The organism is Bradyrhizobium quebecense, from assembly GCF_013373795.3.
Lineage (GTDB): Bacteria > Pseudomonadota > Alphaproteobacteria > Rhizobiales > Xanthobacteraceae > Bradyrhizobium > Bradyrhizobium quebecense.
In genome coordinates this window covers 2,384,571-2,398,170 of record NZ_CP088022.1, presented here as the reverse complement: position 1 = coordinate 2,398,170, position 13,600 = coordinate 2,384,571, and the positions used below count along the sequence as shown (strand labels likewise).

General features: G+C 65.6%; 12 protein-coding genes and 1 pseudogene. 10 read left to right on the top strand and 3 right to left on the bottom strand.

Annotation, left to right across the window (positions count from 1 at the left end):
* The first annotated feature begins 47 nt into the window (after nucleotides 1–47).
* The 4 genes and pseudogenes from HU230_RS11235 to HU230_RS11225 form a co-directional block, all read left to right on the top strand.
* Nucleotides 48–782, top strand: a complete 735-nt coding sequence (locus HU230_RS11235) for a peroxiredoxin (protein WP_176535058.1) — start codon at nucleotides 48–50, stop codon at nucleotides 780–782.
* A gap of 99 nt (nucleotides 783–881) precedes the next feature.
* Nucleotides 882–2,231 (top strand): M23 family metallopeptidase, encoded by a 1,350-nt coding sequence (locus HU230_RS11230; protein ID WP_176531619.1) that lies wholly within the window; start codon nucleotides 882–884, stop codon nucleotides 2,229–2,231.
* A gap of 119 nt (nucleotides 2,232–2,350) precedes the next feature.
* Entirely contained in the window at nucleotides 2,351–2,905 is a 555-nt protein-coding gene (locus HU230_RS44055) for a putative immunity protein (protein ID WP_420831810.1), read from the top strand.
* Nucleotides 2,906–3,082: 177 nt separating this feature from the next.
* Nucleotides 3,083–3,494: pseudogene (locus HU230_RS11225) on the top strand (IS5 family transposase); the annotation flags it as partial.
* Between the two features lie 113 nt (nucleotides 3,495–3,607).
* Here the strand turns inward: HU230_RS11225 and HU230_RS11220 are convergent.
* Together HU230_RS11220 and HU230_RS11215 are read right to left on the bottom strand one after the other, a co-directional pair.
* On the bottom strand, nucleotides 3,608–4,852 hold the full coding sequence (locus tag HU230_RS11220) for a DUF5666 domain-containing protein (protein WP_176531620.1): 1,245 nt from the start codon (nucleotides 4,850–4,852) through the stop codon (nucleotides 3,608–3,610).
* On the bottom strand, nucleotides 4,849–5,724 hold the full coding sequence (locus HU230_RS11215; RefSeq protein ID WP_176531621.1) for a DUF6502 family protein: 876 nt from the start codon (nucleotides 5,722–5,724) through the stop codon (nucleotides 4,849–4,851). The genes HU230_RS11220 and HU230_RS11215 overlap by 4 nt, the downstream gene beginning before the upstream one ends.
* Nucleotides 5,725–5,900: 176 nt before the next feature.
* Between HU230_RS11215 and HU230_RS11210 the strand changes: the two genes are divergently transcribed.
* The 6 genes from HU230_RS11210 (at nucleotide 5,901) to HU230_RS11185 (ending at nucleotide 12,137) form a co-directional block, all read left to right on the top strand.
* A complete protein-coding gene (locus tag HU230_RS11210) occupies nucleotides 5,901–6,335 on the top strand; it encodes a hypothetical protein (RefSeq protein WP_176531622.1) in 435 nt (144 codons plus the stop codon).
* 195 nt (nucleotides 6,336–6,530) lie between these two features.
* Complete coding sequence (locus HU230_RS11205) at nucleotides 6,531–6,698, top strand: hypothetical protein (RefSeq protein WP_176531623.1); 168 nt, start codon at nucleotides 6,531–6,533, stop codon at nucleotides 6,696–6,698.
* Between the two features lie 17 nt (nucleotides 6,699–6,715).
* Nucleotides 6,716–8,653, top strand: coding sequence for a glycosyltransferase (locus HU230_RS11200; RefSeq protein WP_224943208.1), 1,938 nt, complete (start codon nucleotides 6,716–6,718; stop codon nucleotides 8,651–8,653).
* Nucleotides 8,654–8,657: 4 nt separating this feature from the next.
* The gene (locus tag HU230_RS11195; RefSeq protein ID WP_176531625.1) at nucleotides 8,658–9,398 is read left to right on the top strand and encodes an ABC transporter ATP-binding protein; all 741 of its coding nucleotides are present in this window, start codon (nucleotides 8,658–8,660) and stop codon (nucleotides 9,396–9,398) included.
* A complete protein-coding gene (locus HU230_RS11190) occupies nucleotides 9,395–10,807 on the top strand; it encodes a glycosyltransferase family 4 protein (protein WP_176531626.1) in 1,413 nt (470 codons plus the stop codon). The genes HU230_RS11195 and HU230_RS11190 overlap by 4 nt, the downstream gene beginning before the upstream one ends.
* 7 nt (nucleotides 10,808–10,814) lie before the next feature.
* Nucleotides 10,815–12,137, top strand: coding sequence for an O-antigen ligase family protein (locus HU230_RS11185; protein ID WP_176531627.1), 1,323 nt, complete (start codon nucleotides 10,815–10,817; stop codon nucleotides 12,135–12,137).
* A 211-nt stretch (nucleotides 12,138–12,348) separates the two neighbouring features.
* On the opposite strand, the gene HU230_RS11180 is transcribed toward HU230_RS11185, so the two are convergent.
* Nucleotides 12,349–13,584 (bottom strand): ABC transporter substrate-binding protein, encoded by a 1,236-nt coding sequence (locus tag HU230_RS11180; protein WP_176531628.1) that lies wholly within the window; start codon nucleotides 13,582–13,584, stop codon nucleotides 12,349–12,351.
* Between the last annotated feature and the right edge of the window lie 16 nt (nucleotides 13,585–13,600).

Below are 13,600 nucleotides of genomic sequence, written 5' to 3'. Positions count from 1 at the left end.
GCAATACCCCAATGGTTGAGCTTCGGAAAGCGACGAAAGGAAGGCGTATGTCCAAGAAAACGCGCAAGAAATCCTCCAACACAACCGGAAAGCGGGTCGCAACAAAGGTTGCGCGCGCCGCAGGCGCAAGCACTGGGAAGTCCGCGACGAAAACCCGCACAACGGTTGCGAAGAAGGCCGCGGCCAAGAAAGCAACAAAGGCGAAGGCCAAGACCACCACCAAGACCGCAACGGGTGTTCAAGGCAAAGCCTCGCACAAGGCCGCATCGAAACCGTTAAAGCCTGCGCCGGCCGCGACCGTGACCAGGTCGTCCTCCGTCACACTCGCTGAGGGCGCCGCGGCACCAGCGTTTGACCTGCCGCGCGACGGCGGAGGCAGCGTTTCACTGAGGGATTTTGCCGGCAAGAAGCTGGTGCTGTTCTTCTATCCCCGCGCCGACACCCCCGGCTGCACCAGGGAGGCGATCGACTTCACGCGGCTCAAGAATGAGTTCGTGGCTTCAGGTGCCGAGGTGGTCGGCATTTCCGCCGATACGGTTAAGGCGCAGGAGTCATTTCGAGACAAACACCAGCTGTCGTTGCCGCTGGTCTCGGACCCGGCTCATCAGATGCTGGAGGCGTATGGCGCCTGGGGCGAAAAATCCATGTATGGCAGGACCTTCATGGGAATTATTCGCACCACGGTTCTGGTCGATTCCAGTGGAAAAGTCGCGCGGATCTGGCGTCATGTGAAGGTCGACGGCCATGCCGAAGCGGTATTGGAGGCCGCCCGATCGCTCTGACCGGAGGGTTCCGTTTCCTGAAAATTAACCATGGCGGGCTCAAATCGGCCCCGCAGATTAGCCGTACGGAGCTTGGTCCGACCGGCCGCGGGAGTACCGATGTCGAGCCGGTCCGGTCATCACCAGAAACACCATCATCCGCAAGACCATGGCCGGTCGCCGGCGCGCCGTCCGGTGGCCCAGCATGCCGCACAGACGGCGGCCGCCTCCGGCGAGGGTTATACGCTGGTCCATGCCGGCAAGCAGGTCCGGTTCGGACCGGTGGTGTTCTGGATCGCGGTCGGCACCGTGGTCCTGCTCGGCATGTGGTCGGCGGCGACTGCGACGTATTTCGCGTTCCGTGACGACGTCCTGACCCGGTTGATCGCGCGCCAGGCCGAGATGCAATACGCCTATGAGGACCGCATCTCGGAGCTGCGCGCCAAGGTTGACCGCACCACCAGCCGCCAGCTGCTCGATCAGGAACAGTTCGACCAGAAGCTCGACCAGATCATGAAGCGGCAGTCGGCGCTGGAATCACGCGCCACCGCGCTCGGCGCGATGCCTGATGTTGCGACCACCGGATCGATCAAGCCGCAGGGCCGCGCCGACGCCGCGCCGTCATCCGGTACGCCGAAGCCCTCCCCGATCAGCGACACCGTGATCTTCGTGGCGCCGCCGGATCGCGAGGCGCGGCTGGAATCGCGCGCGCCGCTGATCGCCAAGGCGCAGCCGAACCAGTTCGCCAAGGCCCAGGGCGTCGACAACGTCCTGGTCCGTCTGCAAACCTCGCTCGACCAGGTCGAGCGGCGCCAGGTCGCAGCACTCTCCTCGGTCGAGGACGGCATCGAATCGCGGGTGCGCCGGATGCGCGGCGTGATCTCCGATCTCGGCCTCAACATGGCGCAGCTCGAAGCCGCGACGCCGCGCTCCGGCATGGGGGGCCCCTATGTGCCGGTGAAGCTCGCGCCCGACGCCGGCGCGTTCGAGCGCCAGCTCTACCGCATCAACATCAACCGCGCGCAGATGCAGCGCCTGAACCAGACGCTGGCGCTGGTGCCTTATCGCAAGCCCGTGGTCGGCGAGGTCGAATTCACCAGCGGCTTCGGCGTTCGCTCCGATCCCTTCCTCGGCCGTCCGGCGATGCACACCGGGCTCGACTTCCGCGCCGCGCAGGGCGATCCGGTGCGCGTCACCGCCAACGGCAAGGTGGTGTCGGCGGGCTGGGCCGGCGGCTACGGCCGCATGGTCGAGGTCGATCACGGCAATGGGCTGTCGACCCGCTACGGCCATCTCTCCGAGATCGGCGTCAAGGTCGGTGAATACGTCAAGATCGGCCAGGTGATCGGCGCCGTCGGTTCGACCGGACGTTCCACCGGTCCGCATCTGCACTACGAGACCCGCATCGACGGCGAAGCGGTCGATCCGCAGAAATTCCTCCGCGCCGGCGTCCGACTCAGCGCGGGCTAGGCCGTGAACTCATAAATCGGGAACGACCGAGATTGCTGGGACTGTCGGCTTTTGGGTCACGTAGACCGCAAAGCGGTCATATTTGACTGAATGGTTGAGTTTCATTTTTAGAGTCTGAGATGGCGAAATCTTCGCAGGCATTGAGCGAATCCGACCGGCGACTTGTCGCTGCATGGGCCGCCGACTGTGCTGAACGAGTTCTGCGGATTTTTGAAGCTGAAAGGCCGACTGACGGTCGCCCTCGCGCTGCTATCGCCCGGACCCGAGCGTACTCCCGCGGGGAGTTGGACACCGCCGTAGAAATTCGCCAACGGTTTATGGGCGGCGGCGCTGCTAAAGAGGTGAAGTCTCCCGCAGCCGCAGCCGCCGCCAGAGCTGCGGGTCAAGCTGCCGCCGTTTGCCACATGGGTGCACACGCCTTGGGCGCCGCAGCGTATGCCGTTAAAGCCGCCAGCTTAGCGTCTCCCGACCGGCCACGAGCCGCCGATGACGAGGTTCGCTGGCAGCTCATGCATATGAAAGCGGAGGTGCGGACTGCACTGCGAGCGCTTCCACGTGTAGGCGAAGACCGTTCGGGTCCCTTAGGGCCAGGGCTCCTCGCCTCAGGCCAACTAGGCATCATAATCCGTGACCTTCAGGCCGGCCTTTCCCTGCCGGACCAAAAGCCAGATTGAGCAAAAGATCTAGCACTAAGCGCCCGTTCGGTCCGCTAAGAAAGCGTGGCTCTATTAGTGTTGACCTACGCCGGGCTACCGCTGTTGCGCTTCCCGGTTCGGCGGCAAATGCCGGACGTGGGGGCGTTTGCTGACTTGCCGCTTTCATATCGCGCCGAACTCTGATTCAAGCTCAATATGAGCCGATATGATCTGACCGACTTCGAATGGCGCGTGATCACGCCGCTGCTGCCCAACAAGCCGAGAGGCGCGCCCCACGTCGATGATCGGCGCGTGCTGAACGGCATTTTTGGTGCTTCGATCGGGAACACCATGACGCGACCTACCAGAACGCTATGGACCGCGTACCATCTGTTACAACCGCATTGTGCGATGGCGGAAGGCCGGCGTATGGGACCGACTGATAGCGTCCATCAGCGCCGCGCATAGTGGTAACATCCAGATGATCAGCACCTCCGTTCGTGCCCATCAGCAGGCTGCAATGGCAAAAGGAGGTGCAGATCATTGTCTCGGTCGATCACGCGGCGGGCTCACGACCAAGATCCACGTCGTCGTCGACGCTCACGGCCTCCCGATCCGGCTCTCGATCCGCAGAAATTCCTCCGCGCCGGCGTCCGGCTCAGCGCGGGCTAGCTCAATCTCGCAACGATTGATCTGAACATCGGCGCAAGCGGCCTCGCTTGCGCCGATCTCGTTTGCGGCTCAGCGGCGGCCGCCGCCGCCCATGCCGCCGGGCGGCCCGCCACCACCGAATCCGCCGCCGGGCCCGAACGGACCACCACCGCCACCGGGGCCGAATGGCCCGCCGGGCGAGCCGACGCCGCCCGGACCGGGGCCGGTCGTTCCGCCGTTCAGGGGATCGGGCGCAGGACCGGCACCACCTGGCGGCCCGCCGCCGGGCGCACCAGACGGCCCACCAGGGCTGCCGCCGGGGCCGCCGCCACCAGGCGCACCGCGCCCGCCCAGTCCGGATCCATGTCCCGGCCCGGAGCCACCGCCGCCGGAGCCGCGGCCCGGCGTGCCGGGGCTCCTCACCGACGAGCCCGGAAATCTAGTGACCGATTGCACCGACTCGACCCGCAGCTCGCGCGTCCCCGACAGCTGCGCGTTGACGACCACGCGCGTATCGGCGGCCGGCCAAAAGCGCGAGTGGTCGCGCGCGACGAAGCCGGAGCCGAGCTGCAGGTCATTGCCGACCCGCCGCACATAGGCCTCGATCAAGAGCCGCTTGGCGCCGGTGAGATCGGAGAAGTCATCGGCGCGGCTGCGCGAGACCTGCATCACGCCCTGCGCGACATGCCCTTCCGCCTGCACGCGCTGACCGACCAAAGCCGCATCGACGCCGCTGAGCTTGAGCTCGCCGATCCGGAACGCTCCGTTGCGGTCGCGCTCGAGTGGTCCTGCGACGCGCATCGCAGCGTCATGGCGCTCCTGCACCAGGCTTGCGACGACGACGCCATCGGTGCGGCGCAGCCCGAACACGGCGACATGCGCGCCGACCTTCAGCCAGCTCTCGCGGCCGCTCCACGCGACCTTCTGGCCGAGCACCGTCAGCTCGCCCGATTTCACCTGCTCGACCGGCCCTGTCACTTCGCTCGCCACGTCGATGCGCCTGGTCGACAGCGTGCCGCCGGCATCGCGCTCTGCCACCACGCGCGCGAGCTGGCCGATCCGCAGCGCTTTGGCGTTCGCCGCCTCGCCGTCGATCCGGACCGCCACATCGGCCGCATAGGCGACGCGCTCGCCGTTGACGTAGATCGAGCCGAACCGCTGGATCACGCCGACAATGCCGGTGCCACCGATGCCCTGGTCGGAGCCAGTGATCCCGGTGCCGCCGATACCCTGATCGTTGCCGCGCTTCTTGACCTGCGCGCCCGCGAGCGAGGTTCCACCGAGCCAGAAGCCGATCAGCAGCGCGCGGCGGGAAATGACGGGCGGACTTTTCACGACGCACCGCCTTCGTCGGCATCATCATCGACCGGACCGTCGGGGCCCTCGCGATAGATGTAGATGCCGAAATTCCAGCGGTAGTCGCCGCCCTTGTCCTTGGCCAAGGCGCGATTGGCCTCGCGGTTGGCGACCTTCAGCGCCTCCATCGCGAGCTCGCGCGAGCGGCCCTCGAGTCGTTTTGCCAGCTTGGCCGACAGCCCGTCGTAATGTACCGCGCGTTCAAGGAAGCGCGGTGTCGCCGACGACACGTTCATCTCGGCGGCCGCGACATGGTCGTGCAGGTTACGCCCGAGATAATGCCATTTACGATCGTCGTCGCCATGTGGGACGAAGGCCTCCTCGACCAGCATGATCTCGTCGTCGTCATTGATGGTGACGAGCTTGCGGTCGAGCCATTCGTCGAGCACGGCGCGCGGCCGCACGTCCTTGGTGATCGATTCGACCAGGGTCTCGAACGACGGCGCGCCGCCATCGGCGGTGCGCGGCAACGGCAGCGGATCGCCCTTGGCGTCGGTAAATTCGGGCGCCGCCAGCCAGCGCGCGATGATCGCGCTGGTGCGCGACAGCGTCGCCGGCACCGCATTGACCGGCGCGCCCGCGCCGCGCAGCCGGGCGACCTCCTTGCGGTGGATGCCGGTCAAGAGGCTGACGCGGCTATCGGTCTGCTCCTTGCCCTCGAGCGCGAAGTCGTGCTCGGCGACGTTGACATAGAGCTCGCGCAACAGCTGGGTCAGCGCCGGAAATGTCATGCCGCCGCGGACGCAAAGCCGCACCAGCGGGCGCAGCATCCGCGCCAGCGGCGCGTGCAGCTTCGCGGCGGCGATCGGCGCAGACGATCCCGGCTTCGGCTTCGGGGGCTTGGCATTCATGCCTAACTTTTAGCCGTCCGCTGCGTGGGACACAATCCCACCGTTTTGCCCCACCCCCCGCTTGACGTGTGACATTTTCCCACTTATGGGAAATAAAATCACATCCGGACACGACGCGCTTGCCGGCGTGAGTGTCGGGGTGCGGAGGCACTGCCGCCATCGCCACGGACCGTTCCATGACGCCTGCCCGATTCGACCTTGTGATCGCGGAAGCCTGCCGGATCGCCCAGGTTCCCTACGAGGAGTTCGTGTCGACGGTGATGGCAGGCGGCTATCCCTGCCTGCCGGGCGTGGTGCCCGGCTCGCCGCGCCGCTTCGGCGAAACTGATCTGCTGGCGCTGTACATCTATGGCCGCCTGCTCGCCTTCGGCTTCGGCGGCCTGCGCGCCGGCGAATATGCCAGCCGCGCGCATGCCGGCCTCACCGCCGAGCCACGGGCGAACTCGGTCTCGATCGCGCTGACATCGGATGGCGGCAAGCGCGTCGTCATCGAGCAGGATCTGCAGCGGCCCGCAGCCGCGATGCTGCCCGAGTGGATCCATTTCGACATCCCCGCCATCAGGCGCCAGTTGCAGCCATCGACGGCCGGCAGCACGGCCGAGCCGGCCTGACACCCCGCCAGCGCTGCAGACTTACTCGCCTTGCGCCGTCGCGGCGCGATCCCGCCGCCATGCGCTCCGATGCCTCCTGCCAAAAAAGTTGTCCCCCGCCACACGTGGGACATAATCCCACATTTTGGTCCGACGCCATTGACGTGTGAAATTTTCCCACGTATCCAATATCCATTCAGCAGGGAATCCGACGCAATGCCTCTTCGTTCGTCGCGCGAACCCGTTCGGTTCGCCACTACACTCCGTTTCACGCCGCAGGCGCCTTGTGGCCCGATCGAGCCGGTGTTTCCGGCGCTGCTGCGCTCGCTGGTGTTCGCCGCCGCGCTGGCGCTGCCGTTCGTTGTCGCCCTGTTCGCCGCATGATCCGGATCGAGCCGCCCATGATTGGTTTGAACGCGCCGGCCCGGCGTCCGTCGGTGCTCCACATCTTCAAGGTCTACTACCCCGATCTGTTCGGCGGCACGCTGACCGTGATCCGTGACATCTGCGCCTCGCTGCAGGACACCTTCAACGCCGCCGTGCTGGTCTGCTCGCGCTCCGGCGGCGAGCGGCAGATCGTGGTCAATGACGTTGCCGTCGAGCGTGTGCACTCGTTCGGCGACGTGCTGTCGCTGCCGGCGGCGCCGACTTATCCGTGGCGGCTGTGGCGCCGCATTGCCGCGCACGATCTGCTGGCGCTGCACGCGCCCTTCCCGCTCGCCGACCTCGTGTTCGCGTTCGGGCTCGGCCGCGCGCGTCCGCTGGTGGTGCACTGGCACGCCGACATCGTCTCGCACGCAGCCTTGCGTTTCCTGGTCGAGCCGATGATGCGGCGAACCTTGCGGCGTGCCGCCGCGATCATCGTCTCCGATCCGGTGCTGATCAAAACCACGCCGCTGCTGCGGGAATTCGCGGACAAGTGCCACGCCGTTCCGTTCGGCGTCGATGTCGAGAAGTATGACCGGCCCGCCGCGCAGGCCGACGACGTCAACGCCCGCGGCCGCCTCGTCCTCGCCTGCGGCCGGCTGGTGCCCTACAAGGGTTTTGACGTGCTGGTGCGCGCCGCCCATGCCCGCAATTTCGTGGTCTGGATCGTCGGCGAGGGCCGCGAGCGCGGCAATCTCGAACAGCTGATCCGCGACTACGGCTTTCAGGACCGCGTCCGCCTGCTCGGCTCGGTGTCCGAGAGCGAACGCGTCAAGCTGACGCGCATCGCCGACGTCTTCGTGATGCCGTCGGTGACCAATGCGGAGACCTTCGGGCTGGCCCAACTCGAGGCGATGGCGGCGAGCCGCCCGATCGTCAACACCGCGCTCGACACCGGCGTTCCGCATGTCGCCCGCGACGGCCTCGAGGCCATCACCGTGCCGCCCGGCGATCCCGCAGCCCTCGCCGACGCCATCGAGACGCTGATCAACGATCCCGAGCGGCGGCGCCGTATGGGCCAGGCCGCGCGCCATCGTGCGATGACGAAATACTCAACCACAGCCTTCAAGGAGGGAGTAGAGACGGTGTACCGCAAGGTCGTGACCGAACAAGCCGCAAAGGACGCAGGGTCACTAGCCCCAGCCCCGCGCCCCCGAACGGCCGGTCTCGTCGGCGCGATCCAGATCGCGGCAGCGCTGGCCTGGTCAGACGTCCGCCATCGCTACGTCCGCTCCCTCCTTGGACCCTTCTGGATGTCGATCCAGATGGCGATCATGGTGGCCGTGCTCGGCTCGGTCATCGGCCATCTCTCCAACGCCAGCGCGGTGGCGCGGCTGCCGATGCTGGCGGCGAGCCTCACCGCGTGGACCTTCCTCAACAGCGTCGTGCTCGACGCCACCACCGCGCTGCAGGGCTCGGCCAGCCTGATCAAGGATCGCGCGCTGCCGCCGGTGATCTTCCTGCTGCAATGTACCTTCCGGCAGGCGCTGTTCGCGGCTCACAACGCGGTCGTGCCGCTGGTCCTGTGGCTCGTGCTGACGCCGCGGGATGTCGGCGGCGCCATCGCCGCCCTGCCCGGCCTCGCCCTGTTCGTCATCTGCACGCTCGGCGTCAGCCTCGTGCTCGGCGCGCTGGCGACGCGCTACCGGGACATCAAGCCGATCATCGAGTCCTCGCTGACGCTGGCCTTCCTGGCTTCGCCGATCATCTGGACGCCTGAGATGATCGATCGCGGCTCCACGGTGATGCGGCTCAATCCGCTGACGCATCTGTTCGCAGTCTGGCGCGACCCGCTGGCATCAGGCCATGTCGCGATGCCGAGCGTGGTCTACGTGCTGGCCTGCCTTGCTGCGCTCGCGGTCGCCGCGACCGTGACGGTCGCTCAATTGCGCAAAGCGGCATTCTGGATCTAGCAACATGGCAAGCATCGACCTCCGCGACGTCTGCCTCGATTATCCGCTGTACGGCGCCTACGACTTTTCGCTGAAGCGCCGCCTGCTCGGCCGCCTGTTCCGCCAGACCAGCGAGATGCGCACCATCCGCGCAATCGACAACATCTCGATCGAGGCAAAGGCCGGCGCCCGCATCGGCCTCGCCGGGCCGAACGGCTCCGGCAAGTCCACTTTGCTGCGGCTGATCGCCGGCGTGTTCCCGGCAACCAGCGGCCGGGTCGAGATATCAGGCAACATCGTGCCGCTGCTTGGCCTCGGTGCCGGCGTCAATCTCGATTTCGTCGCCGCCGACAATATCAACCTGCTGCTGCGGATCTCCGGCCGCAAGCCGACGCCGGCGATCCTGGACGAGATCTGGGCGTTCACAGAGCTCGAGGCACGCATGCAGCGGCTGCCGCTGCGCATGTTCTCGTCGGGTATGCTGATGCGCGTGCTGTTCGCGACCGCGACCGCCTTTCCCGCCGATATCCTGCTGCTCGACGAATGGCTCAGCGTGGTCGACGAGAATTTCTCGGCCAAGGCCGAGCAGCGGCTGCGCAAGATGGTCGAGGCCGCGGCGATCGTGGTGATCGCCTCGCACGACCAGGGGCTGCTGCGTCGAACCTGCAACCGCATCATCAATCTCGATCACGGCCGCATCACCAGCACCGTTGCGCTGGATCCGCCCGTCCCGCATCACCTCGAGCTTAGAGAAATAACCGCATGACAAAGATCCTGGTCGTCAGCGAGGCGCTCGGCGAACCCAACCACAAGCGCGGCATCTTCCATTTCACGCGTGAACTGATCCGCTCGCTGGCCGGCGACGGTCATGAGCTGACCTTGCTGGTCGAGACCACGCGCCGCTACCGCAAGCTGCGCCAGCGCCAGCAGCGCACAAGGCTGCTGCCCGACGGTTCGCGACTGATCGAGCTGCTCGCGCTCTATCGTTTCCTCGACGAGGCCGACATGAATGCGCCTGTGATGCGCAGCAGCGGCGGCCTGCGCCGCACCGTCGACTGGTTCCGCGGCAAGCTGCGCGCCGCGACCTCGCCGGAATTCGCGGTCAGCTTCCTGCGCGCGATCCATATGCTGCCGGCCGGCGTCAGCCTGATCGAGAACCATGCCGACGGCCTCGAATACATCCCGACCGACCTGCGCCATCTCAAGCTGTTCGGCGACTTCCTGCTCGAGCCCGGCTTCTACAGCTATCAGGACACCTCGGCGCTGCTGCGGCTGCCGCCGCCGCGGGTCGATGCGCGCGGCTACGACGTCATCCTCGTCGACACGCCGATGCGGGTCGCGATCCAGCGCAAGCGCGGCGCCAAGGTGATCTGCGTCGTGCATGACCTGTTGCCGCTGACCGACCTCAAGCTCAGCGACGTCGCAACGCGGCTGTTCCTGTCCCGACTATTCACCAGCCTGCAGCAAGCCGATGAACTCGCCTTCGTCTCGCATTACAGCCTCGGCCGGTTCCGCGCTTTGCTTCCGCAGTTCGCGCATCTGCCGGCGCGGGTGGTCTATCCCCGCACCAGGTTCGATGCACAGGCGCTGCCGGTGGGTGCGCCGAGCGGACGACCGTACTTCGTCGTGATCGTCTCCGCCGAGCCGCGCAAGAACCTCGCCGCGGTCATCCGCGCCTTCCGCAAGCTGCCCCAGGCCGACCTCGTCGTGATCGGCTATACTGGAGCGCCCAGCCTGACCCGCAATGCGCCGTCCAACGTCCGCTTTTCCGGCTATGTCGAGGAGCATGAGAAGGCCGCTCTCACTGCCGATTCCCATGGCCTGATCATGCCGAGCCTCGCCGAAGGCTTCGGCGTGCCGATCATCGAAGCGCTGGCCGCGAACACGCCGGTGCTGTGCTCCGACATTGCCGTGTTCCGCGAAGTTGCTGGTGAACTCGCCGATTACTTCGACCCGTTCTCGATCGAGTCCATCGGCGCCTCGGTCACCCGGGTTCTGGCTGAGCAAGAGCAATGGCGGAACAAGATCCGCGCGCGCCGGACCGAGCTTGCCGAGCGCTTCGGCCACCACACCCAGGCGCGCGACCTGCTGTCGCATCGGGTCGCCACGGAAACCGTGACCTCCGTGCCCACGCCGTCAGCCACAATGGCCGCATTCAACGGCGCCACCGTGTAACCCGGTCATGGCCAGCGACTCCCACGCGATCGACGTCACCATCGAGCCCGTACCGCGGTGGCGTGATCGCGTCCGTGTCTGGTCCGGCTCAGCCGCCTATGTCCGCGCGACCGACGCTCTGATCGCACTGGCCGCCGCCTCGCTGCCATGGTCGACCACTGCGCTCGCCGTCTTCATGCTGCTGTGGCTTATCGCTGTGATCCCGATCATCGACTGGGAACAGTTCATTCTTGACCTCGCACAGCCGGCCTTTGCACTGCCGATCGCGCTGGTCGCGCTCGCATTGATGGGCCTGGCGTGGTCTGAGACGAGTTGGGCCGAACGGCTGCAAGGCATCAAGCCGCTCAGCAAGCTGCTGCTGCTGCCGTTCCTGCTCAGCTATTTCCAGCGCTCGCAGCGCAGGCTCTGGGTGTTCGCCGCCTTCCTGGTGTCGTGCACGCTGCTGATGTTCCTGTCCTGGATCGTGCTGGCGTTGCCGCAGCTCAAGCTTGCGCACACCGCCTCCGGCGGCGTGCCGGTCAAGAACTACCTCGACCAGAGCCAGGAATTCACGCTGTGTGCCTTCTCGCTGGCGCTGCCGGCGTTGACGGCGATGCGGGCCAGGCAATGGCGCATCGCAGCCGGCGCCATCGCGCTGATGCTGCTGTTCATCGTCAACATGCTCTACGTTGTCTCGGCGCGGACCGCGCTGGTCACCATGCCGGTCTTGCTGGTCCTGTTCGCCTCGCTGCATCTGTCCCGCCGCGCCACGCGGCTGCTGTTCGCCGCTGTCGCACTGGCAAGCCTGCTGGTGTGGGCGACGTCACCCTATCTGCGTCAACGCATCGCCGACGTCGGCATCGAGTATCGCGCCCACGATACGTCCGGGATCGCCTCCACCGCGCAGCGCCTGACCTATTGGCGGAAGTCGGTGAAGTTCATCACCGAGGCGCCGCTAATCGGGCACGGCACCGGCGCGATCAAGCACTTGTTCATGCTGGATGCCGCCGGACAAACTGGCCTCGACGCCGAGGTGATCAACAACCCGCACAACCAGACCCTCAATGTCGCCATCCAGTGGGGGCTCATCGGCGTCCTGCTGCTGTACGCGATGTGGACCAGCCATGTCAGGCTGTTCGCCGGCCGCGATCTCGTGAGCTGGATCGGGCTCGCCATCGTCGTGCAGAACATCACGAGCTCGCTGCTGAATTCGCATCTGTCCGATTTTCACGAGGGCTGGATGTACGTGATCGGCGTCGGCGTCGCCGGCGGCATGGCGCTGCGCGCCCGCCGGCCGGAGAAGCTCCTGGCAGGCACCGCAGCGGCACGCGAGCTGAAACGAATTACGTAGCGAGAATGCTAAGCTGCGTCTCCAACTTCAACTGTCATCGCCCGGCTCGACCGGGCGATCCAGTACGCCGCGGCCCCTCGGCTCAAGCACGACCGTCTCTGGAATACTGGATTCACCCGCATGCGCGGGTGATGACATCTGGCGTTGGGATACGCCTGGGGCGACAGCAGTGTTTGCTGCGTCAGCAGCGCCTCAATGACCAGCCAACCGCCTACCGCGTCGCGTCGTGCCCGACCTCGCCCGTGATGACGTCGCCGAACAGCTCCCAGGCCTCGCCGTTGAACCGCATCAATTGCATCTGCTCGATCGGGTAGTAGTCGTCGGGCGAGGTGTTGACCATGATGCCCGGCAGCATCAGGTCGGAGTGGAAGTTCTTCAAATTGGCGGCCTGCTTCATGACGTTCTCGCGCGTGAGATTGTCGCCGCACTGCTTCAGCACCTGCACCATGGCCTCCGACTGCACATAGCCATAGACGTTGTTGAAATTGGCCTTGTCCCCCTCAGGATAGTATTTGTCCATAAAGCCGCGCCACTTCACGACCGCGGGGTCCTTGTCCCAGGTTGGGTCGGTCGGATCCTTCAGGTATTGGGTCGAGATGATGCCTTTGGCATATTCGAGCCCCGCCGGCTTCAGCACCGAGGCGACCGTGGTCGCGGTGTTGGCGAGGAAGAATTTCGGCTTCCAGCCAAGCTCGCCCACTTTCCGGATCGCCTGCGCCGATCCCTTCGGCGCCGCCCAGGAGAAGAAGATGTCTGCGCCGGAATCGTGCAGCGCGACGATCTGCGAATCGATCGAAGGATCGGAGACCTCGTAGGACTTGTCGGCGATGATCATGCCCGCCTTGTCGCCGAGCCCGTCCTTCAGGCCCTTGAACTGATCCTTGCCGGCGTCGTCATTCTGCCAGAACACCGCGATCTTGCTGTCGGGGTATTTGTCGCGAATGTATTTCGCATAGATGCGCCCCTCGCTCTGGTAGTTGGGCTGAAAGCCCATCGTCCAGGGGAAGTTCTTGGGGTCGCCGAATTTCGTGCCGCCGGACGCAACGAACAATTGCGGCACCTTCTTGGCATTCATGTATTTCATGATTGCCGAATTCGACGGCGTGCCGAGTGCCTGGAAGATGAGCAGCACCTCGTCGCTCTCGACCAGCTTGCGCGCCTGCTCGATCGCTTTCGGCGGCGAATAGGCATCGTCGTAGCTGATGAAGGTGATCTTGCGGCCATTGATGCCGCCCTGCTCGTTGATCATCTTGAAGAACGCGGCCTCTGTCTTGCCGATCACGCCGTAGGACGACGCCGGGCCGCTATACGGCATGATGTTGCCGATCTTGATTTCGCCATCACTTGCGCCGGGATCGTATTTCTTCTGCGCGGTGGCCGAGGTCGTGATCAATGCGGCACTTGCGAAGGCCACGATCGCGCCAATATATCCAGAACGAGCCGGCATCGTTTTCTCCCCGATT